Origin of the sequence: Limosilactobacillus caccae, from assembly GCF_900156885.1 — a bacterium.
Taxonomy (GTDB): Bacteria; Bacillota; Bacilli; order Lactobacillales; family Lactobacillaceae; genus Limosilactobacillus; species Limosilactobacillus caccae.
The window spans coordinates 38,281-55,403 of the sequence record NZ_FTOY01000008.1 but is presented as its reverse complement, the minus strand read 5'-3'; the positions used below and the strand labels follow the sequence as shown (position 1 = coordinate 55,403).

The following is a 17,123-nucleotide window of genomic DNA, read 5'->3' as shown; positions in this document are numbered from 1 at the left end:
AAAAACTTCACTCATCCAATATACCACACTTATTTTCTCATTCCAGTGTCCCCACCAAATGTTTAGCGCATCTTCATAAATTATTCATTATTTTCATTGGCTAAGTTAAGGACTGTCGGTGACAGCTTACTGATCCGATCATCAGCGGTAAAGTATAACACCTGGTTTGTCTTCGCAATTGTCGCCAGTAGCTCCATCATCCGCTGACGACGGACATTATCAAAGTTAACAAAGCCATCATCAATAATCACCGGGAAATTAACCTGGTCACCCATCACGCTGACAAAGCCAAGCCGCAAAGCCACGTAGAGCTGCTCTGCTGTTCCTTGTGATAATTCTTCGACAGCAAAGACTTGCTGGTCAGCAGTCAACACAGTGATTCCCGCGGTGGTCAAATTAATCCGTTGGTAGTGTTGACCGGTAAGAATTTTGAAATAATCAGTTGCCTGCTTAATGATCGCCGGGTAGCGGTTAGAAGATGCTAGCGATAGCGCCTGGTTTATCCACTTTATTGCTAGTTGGTAAGTGAGCCACTTTTTCACCTGGTTTTCAATCTGCGTTTCCAGGTTTGCCCGCTCCTGCTCCAGCTGGCTCAAGCTCCCGTCCTCAACAAGGCTAGCAATCTTCAATTTACACTTCTGCACCGTCGCCCGGGCTGTGTCCTGCTGCAAGCTTAACTGCTTAATCGTCTTTTGCAAGTGTTCCACCTGTTTAGTCAGCTGGTCTTGACTGGTGAATTCAGCAAGGGCCGCACGATCAGCGGCACTAAGTTGTCGCCCATAAGCGGCCGTCGTCGCCGCTTGCGTTGCCTGACTGGTCCGCTTTTCAAGGTACTTTGCAAACTCATGATCATCATGAACACCGGCTTGCGCAAAAAGCGCCATTTTCTCTTGCTGCAACTTATTCTCTTCATCAATCAGCCGACTGAGGTTGTCCTTAACACTGCTTCCCTCGCGCGCCACGGTTTCTTTTTCTAGGAGCTGTTGTTGGTGAGTTTGAATTAGTTGGTCTAGCTGAGCGTTTAGTTCTCCAATCCCGTCACCATTGATCGTTGGTGGCAGCTGTCGTTTAATGGCAACTAGCTGGGATGTTATTTCATCACCAGCCCGTTGTACCTGGTCAAGCTGGTCCGTTAGCTCCGCATTGCGCTGTAAGTCCGCTTGCATTGGTAACCACTGGGATGGTGGGAATCCTTGCAAACCATGTGCCTGCCCGAATGCGGCAAGCCGGTCACTGCTTTTTGCCGCGGAGGACGCACTGTTCCACTGGTAGTAGCTAGCCATCATAATTGTGAAAACGGTAATTGCCCCAACGACCGTCAAAAATGTGCGGCTAACCAGCAAGCCAAGGATAAAGAGCAAAAAGCCCCCGCAAATCCCCCACAGGTGGTAGCGCGATGGTCCCGTCTTCCCCTCCCTCTTCTCAGCAATGAGTTCTTCCAGCTGCCCCCGGGCGTGCCGGGATAATGGTGCGGGAAGTTTCCCCTGATATTGCTCCCGCAACGCCGCTTGTTCTGCCCGCCATTTCTGGGCGCGCACAACTTGCTGCTGGTGAAAGGTGCTTTGGGCCTGGAGTTGAATTAACTGCTTTTTTAATGCTAATTCTGCTGATAGGCGGCCTTGACTAAGGTTAATCAAGTGACCACTCCCATTATCCAGGACAGCTAAGCGCTGCTGGGCTGCTAGACGCTGTTGGTGGACTTCCCGAATTCGCACCTGTAGTTCCTGCGCTTTGACTACCTGCTGGTCGCTCAGGGCAAGGAGCGGTTTGCGGGGAGTTTTCTTTGCTTGCCATTGCTGGTAAACCGGCCAAAGTTGTTGCAGGCGTTCTAACTTTGCCAGGGCGGGCTTGGTTGCTGTTAAACGACTGGTCGCTACTTGCTCATCCTCTCGTGCCTGGGCCAGCTGCTGCCGAAGGGCAAGGTAGTCATCATATTTCCCGCGTGCCTGGTTGATTTTAATTGTGAGCTGCTGGTAGCGACGAAGGTCTTGATTTAGCGGCCACTTGCGACCACGAGGCTTGTATAGGTGCTCCGCTTGCTCAGCCAACTGGTCTGCTAACTGGGACCAGCGCTTACTCCCTACCGCCCCGATCTGTTGGAGTTGCTGTTGCCACTGGTCACGGTCAAGTTCATCAACTGCCGCTAAATCACGTTGCCCAAAGCTAAAAAGCGCCTGGTAAAGCGGGCGGTCCATCGTTTGTAAAATTTGTTGGAGCCGTTCTTCACCACCGCGATGGCCAAGGTCATCAGTCACCGTTACCCGGCCACCATTCTTTCCCCGGTGTCGCTCAATGCGCAGGACACTTCCGCCATCTTCTATCCAAATACTTCCACCATAGCTACTGGTGTCTTTTGGAATATATTGTTCAAAACGATTTTTTCCCCGGCCATCGGCAAAGCCAAACAAGATACTGATTAAGAACTTCATCAAAGTTGTCTTTCCCGCCTCATTTGGTCCATAAATTAATTGCAGGCCAGGAGCAAAAATAAAGTCACGATCACGCCATTTGCCAAAGCCGTCAATATGGGCCTTTTTAATAATCATCTGGCACCTCTCCTTGTTCTAGTAACTGGAGAACCTGTCGTTTCATATCCGCCGGGTCTAGGCTTGCTAGATAAGTCGCAAGAAAATTTTCCCCGGTCAATGAAGACGACAAGCCCAGCAGCTCATTAGTTGTGAAGACGTTCGCCGCTGCTTCTTGCCAATATCGCTGGTCAAGGTCGGTCATCGTCGGCATATTCGGCATCGTCTTATTAATGATTTGGAAAATCCACCAACCATCATTAATTAGCAGCCGCTTTTGTAAATGAGCAAGGACATCGCCGTTTGCCAATAAGTGCCGTAAGCGGGCTGGCAAGTGGTCAACTCCATTGATTGTTAGTGCAACGAGGGCGAAGTCTCCCGGCGATACCTGCTTCGCCACTGCTGCAACAATCGCTTCCTCTAGCTCATTCAGTTTCACAACTTTGGGCGCAGTAATGGTGAGCTTTTGCCACAAGACCTGTCCTGCGGGTTTAAAAGTCGGGACGAGTTTCCCCTGCTGGCTCTCAACTAGATAATAGCCATGTTGGCCATCCTCATTTTGATGCCGCCCCTGCGGATCACCGCAGTAAACAATTGGGGGCTTTTCATTTAACAGCTGGTGTTTGTGAATATGGCCGAGCGCCCAGTAATCATACTTTTTTGCCACTAGTTCAGCAGTAGTAAAGGGCGCGTAGTGGTTCTCCCGCTGCTCTTTTACCGCCCCATGGAGCATCCCAATATGCCAGTTAGCATCGTCCTGCCGTTGGGGATAGCGGGCCACTACGTCTTCTTCAATCCAGCGTTGGTCATAACTAAAGCCAGAAATAGCAACGCGTTCGTGATTAGCTAGTTCTAATCTTAACGTACTAACCTGGTTTCCCAAGACATGGACGTTTGTTGGCAAGTCTTCTCCTGCACTGACCAACTGGTAGTCATGGTTACCATAGAGGAGGTAAACCGGAATCTGGTTTGCGGCTAGTCGCTGGCACTGGGTGGTAAAGAACTCCTTAGCGGCGATGCTTTGCCGTTCCCGGTCGTACACATCCCCAACAATCAGCACAAAATCAACTTGCTCGGTGATCGCATCATCCACGATCTTCTTGAAGGCAGCAAAAGTTGCGGCATGGATTTTCTTCCACAAAGCCGGGGGCATTGTCAATAGTCCACGAAAGGGACTATCGAGGTGAAGGTCACCGGTATGAATGAACTTCATTTACATTCTTCCTTTTCTTAAATAAACAATAAGTGGCTGAACTCCTTTTAAGGGAAATCCAGCCACTTATTTATAAGCAGTGCTTAGTGACAATTATTCTTGTCCAGGCATCTTTGGCATTACTTCGCTGTAAAGGTCTTGGATTGGACTCGTAATTGTCTTGTTGAGTTGTTGCAACATACTGTCAACTTGGCGTTCTTGGTTCATTAAGTCTTGCACAACCTTCTTACCACTTACTTGCTTGGCAAGTTCTTGGATGTTTTTAATCTCATCATCGCTTGGTTGTTGGCCTTGCATCTGCTTGTGTTGCGCATCTGCTTGGGCTTGTTGGAACTTCTTAAAGGTGGTGAATGTCTCACCATCAGCCTTTAACGCTTCAAAAGCCGTCTTTAAGCCTTGGTATTCTTGTGTTTCTTGTAATTGGCGACTAAGTTCATTTGCAGTATCGTAAATATTTACAACCATTGAAATTGCTCCTTTTTTTCATTCTTATCCTATTGTATCATATCTTTCCTAGAAAAATGAGCGAACATTGTTCCACCACTGACTTGCCTTGTTACCAAAATTGTCGATCGACTGGTTAAAGTTATCAACTAGGTTCCCACCATCTTTTAGCAGCGAACCCCAGCCCTTGTCGTTATTCTTCACTTTGCTCTCGGCACGGGTCTGAGCATCTTGAACCGTAAACTTCGTGCCGGCTGTATTTGGCAAGATTGCTGACATTTCATTCTTATACAGGTAGTTGATGCTCCGCTCGGAAATATCATTAAGGGTATGACTCTGGTTCGTATCGTCATAGCCCTCCCAAGTAGCGACCACGATATCTGGGGTGTAGCCGACAATCCACTTATCACGGTCATTAGAAGTGTCACCCTTTACCGCCGAATTAGTCGTCCCCGTCTTCCCGGCCAGGGTATAGCCGCTCGGCTTGGCAGTCTCACCGGTCCCGTGGTCAAAGACCCCAATTAGCATACTAGTCATCTCCTTCGCGGTTTTGCTAGAGATGACCCGCTTATTGCGGTTACCGTCGTTTTTGGCGATTACTTTTCCTGAAGCATCCTCAATCTTGGTGATGTAATGTGGTGACGGCATTAACCCATCGTTAGCAAAGACCGCATATGCCCGCGCCATTTGTTGTGGCGATACCCCCTTGGTCATCCCACCAAGTGCAAGTGCCAAGTTCTTATCGCCCTTCTCGACTGGTAGACCAAACTTTTCTGCCATCTCATAACCACGATTGACCCCAATCTTGTTTAGCAGCCAAACAGCGGGGGCATTCAGGCTTTCATAGAGGGCCTTATACATTGGAACACTACCACTATAAGTGTCATCATAGTTTTTTGGCGAGTAGTTATTTGTCCCGTAAGACTGTTTCTTGTCCTGGAGGGTTGAGTCATAGAAGTAGCCATGCTCTAGGGCTGGGGTGTAGACCACGATTGGCTTAATCGTTGATCCCGGCTGCCGCCGCATCTGCGTTGACCGGTTAAAGCCGCGGAAGACGTGCTTCCCCCGGCCACCAACAACGGCAGTGATTCCCCCATTTTTCGGGTTCATCGCAACCGAGGCAGACTGGACGATTGTCCCATCAGCCGAATTGCGAGGGAAGTTATCATCGTCGTCATAAGTTTGCTGCATCGACCGCTGCTGGTTCTGGTCAAGGGTCGTGTAAATCTTATAACCATTATTCATAATATCTTTTTCTGAAAGATGGTAGCGACTCTCTGCCTCGGCAATTACCGCATCAAAGAAGTACGGATACTTATAGCTGTCGTTAGGAACATAGCCGTTAGTAATATTTAACGGGGTTTGCTTATAACGGTCTGCCGCCGCCTGGGTCAATTTCTTATTCTCAACCATCAACTGTAAAACCGTATTACGGCGCTGCTTAGTTGCCGTTGGGTGGTCAATCGGGTCATAAATTCCCGGTGAAGTCAGCATCCCCGCTAGTGTTGCCGCCTGCGGGACCGTCAATTCACTGGCATTCCTACTAAAGTAGCGTTTGGCCGCGTCCTGAACACCCCAGACACCATGCCCAAAGTACGCGTTATTGAGGTACATCGTCAAAATTTCATTCTTGCTATACTGGTTTTCAACCTCAATCGCAATAAAAATTTCACGCGCTTTACGGGTAAAGGTCTGCTGTTGCGTTAAGAAGGCGTTTTTGACCAATTGCTGCGTCAACGTACTTCCCCCACCAGAGATATAGTTACGGTGCAAGAGCTTATTACGAACTAGTAAAAAGCCAGCCCGGCCAAGCCCCTTAACAGAAAAGCCGTGTTCCCGGTAAAAGTTCCGGTCTTCCGTCGAAAGGACCGCGGCGGGGACATTGGACGAAATATTATCAAGGTCAACATAGGTTCCCTTTTGTGCATACAGGCTGCCGGCTTCTTGGTTGTTCCGGTCATAAATCATCGTTGAGCGCTGCAGACGGTTTTTGAGATTCTTCACATCTGCCGTTTTAGCCACGATTGTTAGGTGAATACTGGTGATTAAAAACACCCCCAGCAAAATTACAATTATCCAGCGAGTCAGCTGGTAACGATGCCAAAACTTCTTCAACGCAGCAACGAACAGTGCCCAGTAATGCTTCACGAACACCTTTATTTTTTGCCATGACTCTTTTAGCCACTTTACTAGTCGCTCTTTTAAATCAGAATTAGGTTGTGGTTCATGCTTCATTCATAAGTCTCCATTTTCAATTCAAAAAGCTGACAATTATTTTATCACATTCGGCCCGTCTCAAGCCTAAACCGCAAGGAGTTTTACGATAAATTAAAAAAGAAGCTGGAAAAGAAAGTTTTCCCAACTTCTTGAATTAATTGCCTACTACATCTCATCTGGTGCCTTAATATCAAGCAAGGCTAATGCAGACTTAAGGACATCACTCACCGCCTGCGTAAGCGCTAAGCGGGCAGGTTGTGCTTCATTTTCTTCGAGGATCCGGGTGTGGGCGTAGTATTGGTTAAACTTCTTGGCAAGTTCAAGGGCATACTTTGCAACCACTGACGGGTCATAATTTAATGCTGCCCGCTTAATTGCTTCGCTGTATTGGCCTAAGAAGCTAATTAATTCCCAGGCTTCACCACTAACAAGCGAAAGATCAACATCGCTAAAGTCCCGGATGCCACCCTTGCGCAAAATACTCTCAGCACGAGCCCGTGCGTATTGAACATACGGACCGGTCTCCCCTTCAAACTTAACAACATCTTCAAGCTTGAAGTTAACCGCGTTCCGCCGGTAATTCTTCAAGTCATGGAAGATAACCGCACCGACACCAACTTGCTTAGCAACTTCATCGGCATTTTCAAGGTCCGGGTTCTTTTCTGCAATTTGTTGCCGGGCCAACTTGATGGAATCGTTTAGCACGTCTTCAAGTGAAACAACGTTCCCTTTCCGGGTTGACATCTTTTGCCCATTCAAGTTCATTAACCCGAAGGAAATATGCTCAAGCTGATCCCACCAGTTGAAGCCCATTTCCTTAAGGACGGCCCGTAACTGCTTGTAGTAATTTTCTTGTTCAGCACCAACAACATATAATGACTTAGCATGGCCGTACATCCGCTTTCGGTAAAGGGCGGTTGCCAAGTCACGGGTGATGTAAGTTGTTGTCCCGTTACTCTTAATAATCAGTGGTGGCGTCAGCTGATAAGCATCGAGGTCAACAATCTGGGCTCCCCGGCTTGACTTCAACAGGTGCTTATCCCTCAGCAACTGGATTGGCTCTTCCATCTTCTGGGCACTGAAGGCTTCCCCATTAAACGAGTCAAAGTTAACATCAAGCATCTTGTAAACCCGTTGGAACCGTTCGAGGGAAACTGACCGGAACCAGTGCCATAAACGCCATGCTTCCTTGTCACCATGTTCGAGCTTGGCAAACCACGCCCGCCCCTCTTCAGTATATTCTGGGTGTTCATCCGCTTCAGTATTGATCCGGACGTAATACTTGAGAAGGGTATTGATTGGGTCTTTTTTAACTTCTTCTTCGCTTCCCCACATTTTATAGGCCGCCATCAGCTTACCAAACTGGGTTCCCCAGTCACCAAGATAGTCAATCCGGATTAGGTTGTAGTTTACCTTCTCTAAAATCCGGGCAACTGCTTCCCCAATCATCGTTGAACGCAGGTGACCCATCCCCATTGGCTTAGCGATGTTTGGTGATGAGTAGTCAATCGTAACGTTGGCCTGGTGCCCCATATCTAATTCACCATAGTGTTCTGGGTCGTTTAAGATCGCCTTTAAGATGTTTGCGCCGACCTGGGCCTTATCAAGGAAAAAGTTAATGTATGGTCCTGCCACAACCACCTTTTCAAAGCCAGTCTGGTCAACTTGTTCAACCAATTCACTGGCAATCAGCTGGGGGGCCTTGTGGAAAGTCTTTGCTAAGAAGAAAGTTGGGAATGCAAAATCACCATTATTCCCATCCTTTGGCCGTTCAATCTTATCGGCGATGTCCTTAGCAGCCATCTCCGGCAACGCCTTCGCTAAGGCTGCGACTACTTGTTGCTTGTCACTCATGTATATCCTCCTTACGTATAAAAAAAGCCCTAATAAGCATAATACTTACTAGAGACGAGAGTTCCCGCGGTACCACTCTAATTGAATTAGAATTCCACTTATTTACTATCTATACTGATAACCCAAGTCACGCCTTCACTAGGCCACCAGCCCCTAACTCTCACCACCATAGGGTCGCTTATGAGGTCGCCTAGCTACTACTACCCAGGTACAAATTCACTCAATCATTATAACAAAAAATCACCCAATTACAAGCCTTATCGCCTTCCCGCCCCTTAAGAATATGTTACAATGTTAACCATTAAATAATAATGAAAGGTTGATGAGTTAATTATGAAAAAATCAACAATTCAAGCCGTAACGATTGCCGGTCACGATTCAGATGGTAGTGCCGGGATGCCGGCTGACCTCCACGCTTTCTTTGCTGACGGGGTATACGGTCACGGCATTCTTACCGCTGCTGTTTCGGGAAATTCATATGGAATTACCGCATCACAAGTCATGCCCAAGGAATTTATTGCGGAACAATTCAGGGTCTTGCGGGAAGATTTTAATATCAAGGCTGCCAAAACGGGCATGCTGGCAAACGATGACGTGATCAATGCTGTTGCTGATAATTACTCATCAGCAGACTTCGGTCCCCTCGTAGTCGACCCCGTCATTATCACCAAGCACGGAGCAATGCTGCTCGAACAATCCGCCTATGAACTTTTCCGGAAACGAATTATCCCCCTCGCCAAGGTGATTACCCCTAATTTTTACGAGGCGCAAAAGCTAACGGGTTTCACGATGGATAATAGGGAAGAACGGGTTGCCGCTGCCCATAAATTACAAAAAATGGGGGCAAAAAATGTTATTATTAAGGGTGCCCATAATAGTGACGACCAAGCGAGTGTGGACGACTTTGTCCTGCTAGAAGACGGCAATAGTTTCTGGCTCTCAAAACCGTACGTTAAGACCAACCGTCTCAACGGAACGGGCGATAGTTTCTCGGCAATTATTGCTGCCGAACTGGCGAAGGGCAATGATGTTAAAACAGCAGTTACCAAGGCTAAGAATGCGGTCTATGCAGCGATTGCTAGCCCGTTAACCGTTGGTCATAAGTTTGGTCCGATTAATCATTGGGAAGCACAAAAAGAATTAACCGAAGGAGATCTTTAACAATGCTCGATACGTATCGGCATAAAGTTGCTCTAATCGGGGATGGGGCAGTGGGCTCAGCCTTTGCCTTCTCCCTTTTGCAATCAACCCATGAAATTGACGAACTCGTAATTATTGATCGCCATGCGACAAAGGCCACTGGGGATGCGGATGATTTAGCTGACATCACCCCGTTGACTAGTCCCGTTAAAATCTATGCAGGGACTTATGATGATACAGCGGATGCAGATGTCGCGGTAATCACCGCTGGAGTGCCCCGTAAGCCCGGTGAATCCCGTCTTGACCTTGTTAATAAGAATGCCGCAATTATGCATGATATCGTCAGTCAAGTTACTGCCAGTGGCTTTAGCGGGGTCTTCGTTATCTCAAGCAACCCGGTGGACATCTTGACAACCCTTGTCCAGCGGATCAGTAATTTTCCGCGAGAACGAGTCATTGGTACCGGGACATCCCTTGATTCGATGCGTCTCCGCGTCCTCTTGAGCAAGAAGCTCCACCTATCCGTCAACGCAATCGACGCTCAGATTCTGGGTGAACACGGGGATACTTCATTTGCGGCCTTTGATGAAATTACCATTAACGGCAAGCCATTGACTGCCCGGACCACCCTTTCAAGCGAGGATAAGACGAGAATTGAGGAAGCCGTTCACCAAGCTGGTGGCAAGATCATCGCTAACAAAGGCGCTACCTTCTATGGAATTGGCAAGTGTCTTGCGTACATTACTAGCGCGATCATTGAAAACCGCAATGTCGTGTTGCCCGTCTCCGCACCACTTGACGGGGAGTATGGGATTGACAACCTCTACCTCGGTTCACCGGCGGTCATCAACAGCCAGGGAATCGGCCAGGTAATTGAATACCCACTCTCCGCAAGCGAACGTGCAAAGATGCAGCAATCAGCCACGGCCATGCAGGAAGTCCTTGCTAATATTAACTATTAAAGATATAAAAAAAGACTACGGAAATTCCGTAGTCTTTTTTATAAGCGGGTAACGAGAATCGAACTCGCGACGCAACCTTGGGAAGGTTAAGTTTTACCACTAAACTATACCCGCATTAACTAGCTAAGTCATAACACTTAGTTAGTATATACCCTTTTTAACTATTTGTCATCTTTTTTTGCTGATTTTTTGATTTTTTTGCCTTTTTTTCGTCCTGGCTATCATCGTCCTCATCAGCCTTTTCCTCACGAGGAACCGCCTTAATCATCTTTGCTTCTTTTTGACGGATAACTGCCCGGCCATTTAATTCATTGACGCCACTCTTATCTGCGGGATCAAAGTCTTGAATTGAAACCATAATGGAATTTGTGTAGACTTTTTCGACAACACCGGAAAAGTCGTGTTCTAATGGTCCAAACTTCTTTCCTTCAACGACATCCCCAATTTCAAAATCTGCCACTAAATTTCACCTCTTTTAATTTCTGTTAACTTTGCAAGCAATATACGTACTTTACACTTTTTTTCCCGTTATTTCAACCCAAAAGAATATGGTCAGTTGGCCCTAAGCATGCTAAAATCAAAGCCGAAAGGAGTTTATCCGCATGATAAAAATAACAGTGACCGCCATAATTCTTTTATTGCTGGTCACTACTACCGCTGGCCTCCATGCTAAAATTGAGAAAAAGGTAACTGATTGGCTCGTAATCAGCCGGATTCTTTATTTTATCCTGTTAACGGCTTCAGTTATTCACTTAATATTACGATTTTCACTTCACGGATTAGGTGACCTTCTCTGGATTTTATTGCTAATAATTGTCTACATCTTGTTAGAGACGGCCTTCCGGTTGAAGAGAGAGACTTTTGGTAACCCCCACCTAACCCATTTACTATTTGCCTGCTTGGTCATTATCCTGGTCATCGGCTATTGTTGGTTATAAATAATTATGCCTCACAAGTTTTACTGCTTGTGAGGTCTTTTTAGTTGAGCTTAGTCAGGAGATCTTTAACTGCCCGCGCGCGATGAAGGTAAGAAAATCGTCCTGCCCGGTCCATTTCTGCCAGGGTCTTTTCTTGACCAGTGGGAATAAAAATCCGATCAAAGCCCGTTGAATTATTGCCCCGCTCACTCATGGCAATTTCTCCTTCTAATTGACCATGACCAACGTTAACTAGTTGACCACCACGGGCCAAAACAACGGTGGTCTTCATCGTGAACTGGCGGTCTTTGTCCCGGACCAGGTCAATCAAGTACGTGTTTAAGTTCCCCGTCGGCAACTCTGCTCTTAACTCCCGGGCAGTCTGTACGCCATAATGGTGGGGGTAAGCGGCTAGTTCAAGGCCCGAATCATCAGCAATGACTGGTAAACTGGGCAGGCGTTGGCTAATAAATTCTGCCTTAACCGTGGCATTGGTTAAGTAACTGGTCGTTGTCTCTACTGGAAAATTTACCTGGGCAATCTTGTCAGTGTAAAGGACCCCTGCTTGTCCGTAATAATTAAGAATATCAATAATTTCTTGCCCCTTTTTCTGGTTATGGGTCGCAATGATAAACTGTTTCTCCATCAATGTCTGCCTTCTCTCCCTATGGATAAATTAAAGGGCTAATTTTTTCTTGATACCACTTTTTGGCAGCGGGCGATTGGATATCCGTAAATGGTGCGGGATGGATCAAATCGTCATCAACGTTAAAGAGCCGTAATTGACCCTTTACCGCCAGTGGTTCAATCCAATAAGAACCATGCGGACCAAAAGGGGCAATTTGCCAGCCATAGTAGTCGCCACCAGCATCATTAATTTCTCGGATCCCCGTAATTTTGGCGACACATAAGGCATATCCTGCCACTGCACCATGTGTCTTCTTTGCTGAGTTACAGATCAATAAGTCGCCACGGTGTTTCGTCGTCCATGTACGATATTCCTCTGTCTTTGTTCCGGTTAAAATTGCCATCGCATATTCCGGATGAATCGATAGGGCTCGCATCATATCCCTCCATTTCTTGATTATTGGTGGTCAATTTGATGTATAGAATAAGCAAAAAGCCCGGTAAATCAACGATTACCGAGCTTTCAAAATGCCCAAGGCAGGATTCGAACCTGTACATGGAAACCCATACAACGACCTGAACGTTGCGCGTCTGCCAATTCCGCCACTTGGGCATAGATATTTACAACACTATTAAGTATACCGAAAGTTGACAAAATTACAAGTATTTTTCACCCACTAATTGCGATCAATTTAAATCCTTATTATACTTTAATTAAGATTAACAAAAATCGGGGACATTGATACAAATGAAAAAGAAAATCTACGAAGCATGTATGGTCATCTTGGCGATCATTTCAATCCTGTTGATTATCCTTGACTACGGGTCCATAATCAACCTCAACAAGGGATATCCAGAACTACTGAATAATGCGATCCTAATCGTCTTTACAATCGATTACTTTGTTCGCTTTTACCTTGCTAAGGATAAAAAAACTTTTTTTAAGAATAATATTTTTGATTTGATTTCTATTATTCCGGTCAGCACCACTTTGGGAATCTTCCGGATGGCCCGGATTGCACGATTTGTCAGTGTTCTCCGGATTGTGCGCCTGATTGGGCTTACCGGTAAATTAAACCGCCTCTTACAGACAAGTGGGCTTATCTACGTGATGTACACCAGCCTCTGCATCCTTGTCGTCTCAGCATCGATGTATTCAATCAGTGAACACGCTACCTTTGGTCATTCCTTATGGTGGGCAATCGCAACCGCCACGACAATCGGCTACGGTGACATCTCCCCCCACACCTTCATTGGTAAACTCGCCGCCATCCTGTTAATGTTCATCGGGATTGGCTTTGTTGGGGTCTTGACCAGCTCGATTACAAACTTCTTTATCCAGGACCATACAAGCGACCGGATGCAAGAGGTTCTTGATAAATTGACCAAGCTTGAAGAATCAAATGCAGAATTAAAAGAAGAAATAAAGAAATTAACAGCAGAACAAACCGCAAAAAAAGATTGAAGCTTTTCACGGGCTCCAATCTTTTTATTTGATAAACTTAATCATTGTACCGTATCCCGTTAAAACTAAGAATTTTGGTGCAACCTGCATATTAGCGACATCAGTAGTAAAACGGACTTCAACAATTCCGTCAGCGCCCTTTTCACTTGCCCTTAATTTCATCTTTTCTTGCACGTCACTAAACAACTGATCCATCGATTCAAATGAATCAATTGCTTCACTCGGCATCGCTAAATGACTCGTCGCATTTACAATCCCTAAAATTTGGTGTGCTTGCGGAAATCCTTCGGTTGATAAAAACATCTTTTCCTCCTCCCCTCTTCACTTTAAAATAACAAAGAGACTGGTGGATTTCCAGTCTCTTTTCTTACGGAAGGAATCTTGCCACTTTGCTCTGGAACTAATTATGATTAACTACTTTTGATTCTAAACTTCCGCAAAGTCGCATTTATATTAAACTACTGGTTAAGTGCACCCTGGTGACTCCATGCTTGATATTACAAAGATTACTTAACTCGAGGTTTCTAGTCACTCTTATGTTGCTTCTAGCCTACTCTATAACTCTCTTCGGCGCTTAACCTAGTAGGAGGATCCTCATGACTCATCATGTCCTCATTCGCTATCCTTCCTCACTAATAATATACCATTTTTTGAAAGCGATTACAAGAACCTTTTCTAACTTATTTGTGTAAATAATACAAACATCGCTATCAAGTTATTCAGCATATGGATCGCCATTGAATTGCGAATATCACGTGTTTGCAAATAGACGTAGGCCAATGTCATCCCCATGAATGCATAGATCAGGAAACTAACGGGGTTTGTACTCATGTGCCCCGCCGAAAAGACCAGCCCTGATAGGAACACTTTTGGCCAAATATTCGTCACTTTGAAGAACATATTGGTAAGGCTACCGCGAAAGATGAACTCTTCCGCGATGGGACTGAGGACAATTGCGGAAAACATAAAGGCGATTGTTACAAGCTGGTTATGCCCCAGCAGATTGCCGAGTGCCGCATTATTAGCCGTCTCTGTCTGGTGATAAATCACCTTATTAAGAACACTTAATATATCAGTACCGAGGATAATTACTAAAAAGCCCCCGATAATCCACCGTAGTTTAATCCCTGCTGGTTTCCCTAGTTGGTTGTACTCCTGGTAGGTATGGCTAGCTAACCAAATAATCGCTAACATTAATCCTAAGAACAACGCGACAAACGCAGCTACAATTACCTCGTTGGCAGAATAGTGGTTCGCCAACTGGACGGCAACCGGCGGAACTTGAATTGCGATAAAAAATAAGGCGATTACTAGCACCCGGTACAGCCAAGAACTTTTATTGATTATTTTCATTCTTCTGCTGTTCCTCTTTTGCCCTTTTTTCGCGTACTCGTTGGATACTCCACTTGGTTGACACCTTTGTCACAATAACGTTGGCGACGATAAAACCAATGATCCATAAGACGTACATTGTCCAGCCAGAGATATAATTTGCAATCGTCAGCCAGACGAGAACCGCAAAGATGATAAGCGGTGGAATAGTTACTTTTAGAATAAATTCTGCTTTCACGTACCAAAACCTCCACTGTTTTTTTCATAGTTTACTAAATAAACGCAAAAACCGCAATGAAAGCTGATAACCGTCGACCGGTCTCCTAGCTCATTGCGATTTTGAAGTTAGTTAATTAGTTTTTGGAAGCAGCAATTACTTCATCATGAGTTGGAATTGATGGCATTGCCCCAAGCTTTTGAACAGCTAATGAACTGGCCCGCTGGGCGTAAGATAAGGCCTTTTCAATGTTGCTCATGTCCGGCTTTAATTGAGAAGATAAAGCACCGATAAAAGTATCACCGGCAGCGGTAGTATCAACTGCTTTAACCTTAAATGCTGGAACAAAGTTGTAACCATCTTGAGTGCAGTAGAAGGCTCCCTTAGCACCAACCGTGATGATTAAGTTGCGAACACCCATCTGGGCAAATTTCGCAGCGGACATTAACATTGAAGTCTCATCGGTAATGATGATCCCGGTTAATGATGCACTTTCCGTTTCATTAGGAATAATCAAGTCAGTCAACTTTAATAACTCAGGGTTAATTTCGTGAGCTGGTGCTGGATTTAAGATTGTCTTTACACCGTTTTCCTTCGCAATTTGGAAAGCCCGTAAGGTGGCATCTTGCGGGGTCTCAAACTGGGCAATTACGAAGTCGGCATTAGCAATTTGTTCCTTGGCAGCTTCGACTTCTTTAACACTTAATTCTTGATTAGCACCACCGTATACTAAGATACTGTTTTGACCATCATCGTCAAGCAAGATAGCTGCTGAACCAGTCCCTGCCTTACCGTCAACGTTAATCCCTGTCGTGTCAACCTTGTCTTCATTTAATGACTTAATCATCATCTTACCATTGGCATCATCACCAACTTGGCCGACAAACGCTGTCGCAGCACCAGACCGAGCGGCCGCAACTGCTTGGTTGGCACCTTTACCACCCGCAGCATTGGTCTTATCTAAAGCAGAAATTGTTTCTCCGGGCAATGGCATCCGCTTAATCCGCATTGTAGTATCAACATTTAAACTCCCAACGATTGTTACACGATTTGTCATCTATCCGATTCCTCCTTAAATGATCGTCGTTATTTGATAATAATATAATACCATATTAGTTCCCCTTATAGGGAGCTGTACTGTCTCGTTTAATTAATTTTACTGGGAAACTTTGGACATGGTCTTCGTTATTATCACTATTGATCAATTCAATCAACATCTCGGTTGCCCCAACCCCCAAGTCAAAGATTGGTTGTTGAACTGTCGTCAACCGGGGATATACATAGTCATCAAGGTAAATGTTATCGTAACCCATTACGGAAATCTCTGCAGGAACTTTCACGCCGCGCTCATGCAATCCCCGCAACAGACCAATCGCCATCTCATCATTAGCCGCAAAAACCGCCGAGGCACCGGTCTTTAACACTTGGTCAGTTGCCTGGTAGCCACCAGTTGTTGTTAATGGGGCTTGGATAACATCCCTAACTTCATCAAAGTTTAATTGGTGGTCCGCAATTGCTTTTTTAAACCCATTCATCCGGTGATTCAAATTTTCTGAGGGGTTATCTGATGTCAAAATAGCAATATGACGGTGGCCTAAATCTAACAAGTGGTTAGCCGCTAGTTGACCACCTAAAAAGTCGCTGGTTTGCACACGATCCCCCTGTTGAGTATGGTTTTGATCAAAAAGGATATATGGAATGTCATTAAAAGAAATTACCTCATTAATCGTATCCGTCGTCATCGTCGCACTCGCAATTACCAAGCCACTGATTGACCGCTCAATCATCTGCGAAAGGTAGTACTTCTCCAAATTAGGATCACGGTTTGCACTAAAGACAAGGGGGATAAATTTTTCCTTTCTGGCGACACTTTGCACCCCTTCGATAAAGGTACCAAAGAACGGATTAGCAATGTTGGGTACCAATACGCCGATCGTCTTAGCACTTCGCAAGATTAAGTTACGGGCATTGAAGTCAGGAACGTACTTGTACTTATCCCGTAAAGCCAGCACCTTTTCCTGGGTCGCCTTGCTAAAACGGTCACCCTTATTATTAAGAATCTGGGAAACAGTCGTTACGGAAACCCCTGCCTCTTTTGCTAAATCACGAATCGTAAATTTCTTTTTCATCTTGACCAGGCCCCTTTAGTAAACAGTTTTACTTGAACTTTTCCTTTTACATACCATAAACTAAAACGTCCCTCTTTGCAA

At 45.6% G+C, this 17,123-nt stretch carries 17 protein-coding genes and 2 tRNA genes; 4 read left to right on the top strand and 15 right to left on the bottom strand.

Features of this window, described 5'->3' with window-relative positions:
• Positions 1–80 precede the first annotated feature (80 nt).
• The 5 genes from CZ502_RS01250 to argS form a co-directional block, all read right to left on the bottom strand.
• On the bottom strand, positions 81–2,546 hold the full coding sequence (locus tag CZ502_RS01250; RefSeq protein WP_076459299.1) for an ATP-binding protein: 2,466 nt from the start codon (positions 2,544–2,546) through the stop codon (positions 81–83).
• A complete protein-coding gene (locus tag CZ502_RS01245; RefSeq protein ID WP_076459298.1) occupies positions 2,536–3,738 on the bottom strand; it encodes a metallophosphoesterase family protein in 1,203 nt (400 codons plus the stop codon). The genes CZ502_RS01250 and CZ502_RS01245 overlap by 11 nt, the downstream gene beginning before the upstream one ends.
• Positions 3,739–3,831: 93 nt before the next feature.
• Positions 3,832–4,203, bottom strand: a complete 372-nt coding sequence (locus tag CZ502_RS01240) for a YlbF family regulator (protein WP_076459297.1) — start codon at positions 4,201–4,203, stop codon at positions 3,832–3,834.
• Positions 4,204–4,251: 48 nt separating this feature from the next.
• Positions 4,252–6,417: a PBP1A family penicillin-binding protein gene (locus CZ502_RS01235; RefSeq protein WP_076459296.1), complete on the bottom strand. Its 2,166-nt coding sequence runs from the start codon at positions 6,415–6,417 to the stop codon at positions 4,252–4,254.
• A 147-nt stretch (positions 6,418–6,564) separates the two neighbouring features.
• Entirely contained in the window at positions 6,565–8,253 is a 1,689-nt protein-coding gene (gene argS, locus CZ502_RS01230; protein WP_076459295.1) for an arginine--tRNA ligase, read from the bottom strand.
• Positions 8,254–8,586: 333 nt separating this feature from the next.
• Here argS and thiD point away from each other — a divergent pair, with 333 nt between their 5' ends.
• On the top strand, positions 8,587–9,414 hold the full coding sequence (gene thiD, locus CZ502_RS01225; RefSeq protein ID WP_076459294.1) for a bifunctional hydroxymethylpyrimidine kinase/phosphomethylpyrimidine kinase: 828 nt from the start codon (positions 8,587–8,589) through the stop codon (positions 9,412–9,414).
• Positions 9,415–9,416: 2 nt separating this feature from the next.
• Positions 9,417–10,355, top strand: a complete 939-nt coding sequence (locus CZ502_RS01220) for an L-lactate dehydrogenase (protein ID WP_076459293.1) — start codon at positions 9,417–9,419, stop codon at positions 10,353–10,355.
• Between the two features lie 43 nt (positions 10,356–10,398).
• Here the strand turns inward: CZ502_RS01220 and CZ502_RS01215 are convergent.
• Both CZ502_RS01215 and CZ502_RS01210 read right to left on the bottom strand, forming a co-directional pair.
• Positions 10,399–10,469, bottom strand: a tRNA-Gly gene (locus tag CZ502_RS01215).
• 43 nt (positions 10,470–10,512) lie between these two features.
• Positions 10,513–10,815: a hypothetical protein gene (locus CZ502_RS01210; protein WP_076459292.1), complete on the bottom strand. Its 303-nt coding sequence runs from the start codon at positions 10,813–10,815 to the stop codon at positions 10,513–10,515.
• A 142-nt stretch (positions 10,816–10,957) separates the two neighbouring features.
• Between CZ502_RS01210 and CZ502_RS01205 the strand changes: the two genes are divergently transcribed.
• Positions 10,958–11,293: a hypothetical protein gene (locus CZ502_RS01205; RefSeq protein WP_076459291.1), complete on the top strand. Its 336-nt coding sequence runs from the start codon at positions 10,958–10,960 to the stop codon at positions 11,291–11,293.
• Between the two features lie 40 nt (positions 11,294–11,333).
• On the opposite strand, the gene CZ502_RS01200 is transcribed toward CZ502_RS01205, so the two are convergent.
• From CZ502_RS01200 to CZ502_RS01190, 3 genes are all read right to left on the bottom strand, one after another.
• Complete coding sequence (locus CZ502_RS01200) at positions 11,334–11,918, bottom strand: non-canonical purine NTP pyrophosphatase (protein ID WP_076459290.1); 585 nt, start codon at positions 11,916–11,918, stop codon at positions 11,334–11,336.
• Between the two features lie 19 nt (positions 11,919–11,937).
• Complete coding sequence (locus CZ502_RS01195) at positions 11,938–12,336, bottom strand: ASCH domain-containing protein (RefSeq protein ID WP_076459289.1); 399 nt, start codon at positions 12,334–12,336, stop codon at positions 11,938–11,940.
• A 92-nt stretch (positions 12,337–12,428) separates the two neighbouring features.
• A tRNA-Leu gene (locus CZ502_RS01190) sits at positions 12,429–12,512 on the bottom strand.
• A 135-nt stretch (positions 12,513–12,647) separates the two neighbouring features.
• Here CZ502_RS01190 and CZ502_RS01185 point away from each other — a divergent pair.
• Complete coding sequence (locus tag CZ502_RS01185) at positions 12,648–13,364, top strand: ion transporter (protein WP_076459288.1); 717 nt, start codon at positions 12,648–12,650, stop codon at positions 13,362–13,364.
• Between the two features lie 24 nt (positions 13,365–13,388).
• Here the strand turns inward: CZ502_RS01185 and CZ502_RS01180 are convergent, their stop codons facing one another.
• The 5 genes from CZ502_RS01180 to rbsR all read right to left on the bottom strand — a co-directional run bounded on the left by CZ502_RS01180 (position 13,389) and on the right by rbsR (position 17,042).
• Positions 13,389–13,667 carry a YbjQ family protein gene (locus CZ502_RS01180; RefSeq protein WP_076459287.1) on the bottom strand — a complete coding sequence of 93 codons (279 nt, stop codon included), beginning with the start codon at positions 13,665–13,667 and terminating at the stop codon, positions 13,389–13,391.
• Positions 13,668–14,039: 372 nt separating this feature from the next.
• A complete protein-coding gene (locus CZ502_RS01175; RefSeq protein WP_076459286.1) occupies positions 14,040–14,717 on the bottom strand; it encodes a type II CAAX endopeptidase family protein in 678 nt (225 codons plus the stop codon).
• Positions 14,701–14,934 (bottom strand): hypothetical protein, encoded by a 234-nt coding sequence (locus CZ502_RS01170; protein ID WP_076459285.1) that lies wholly within the window; start codon positions 14,932–14,934, stop codon positions 14,701–14,703. The genes CZ502_RS01175 and CZ502_RS01170 overlap by 17 nt, the downstream gene beginning before the upstream one ends.
• 115 nt (positions 14,935–15,049) lie before the next feature.
• A complete protein-coding gene (gene rbsK / locus CZ502_RS01165; RefSeq protein ID WP_076459284.1) occupies positions 15,050–15,970 on the bottom strand; it encodes a ribokinase in 921 nt (306 codons plus the stop codon).
• Positions 15,971–16,025: 55 nt separating this feature from the next.
• Positions 16,026–17,042: a ribose utilization transcriptional repressor RbsR gene (gene rbsR / locus CZ502_RS01160; RefSeq protein WP_076459283.1), complete on the bottom strand. Its 1,017-nt coding sequence runs from the start codon at positions 17,040–17,042 to the stop codon at positions 16,026–16,028.
• Positions 17,043–17,123: the final 81 nt, after the last annotated feature.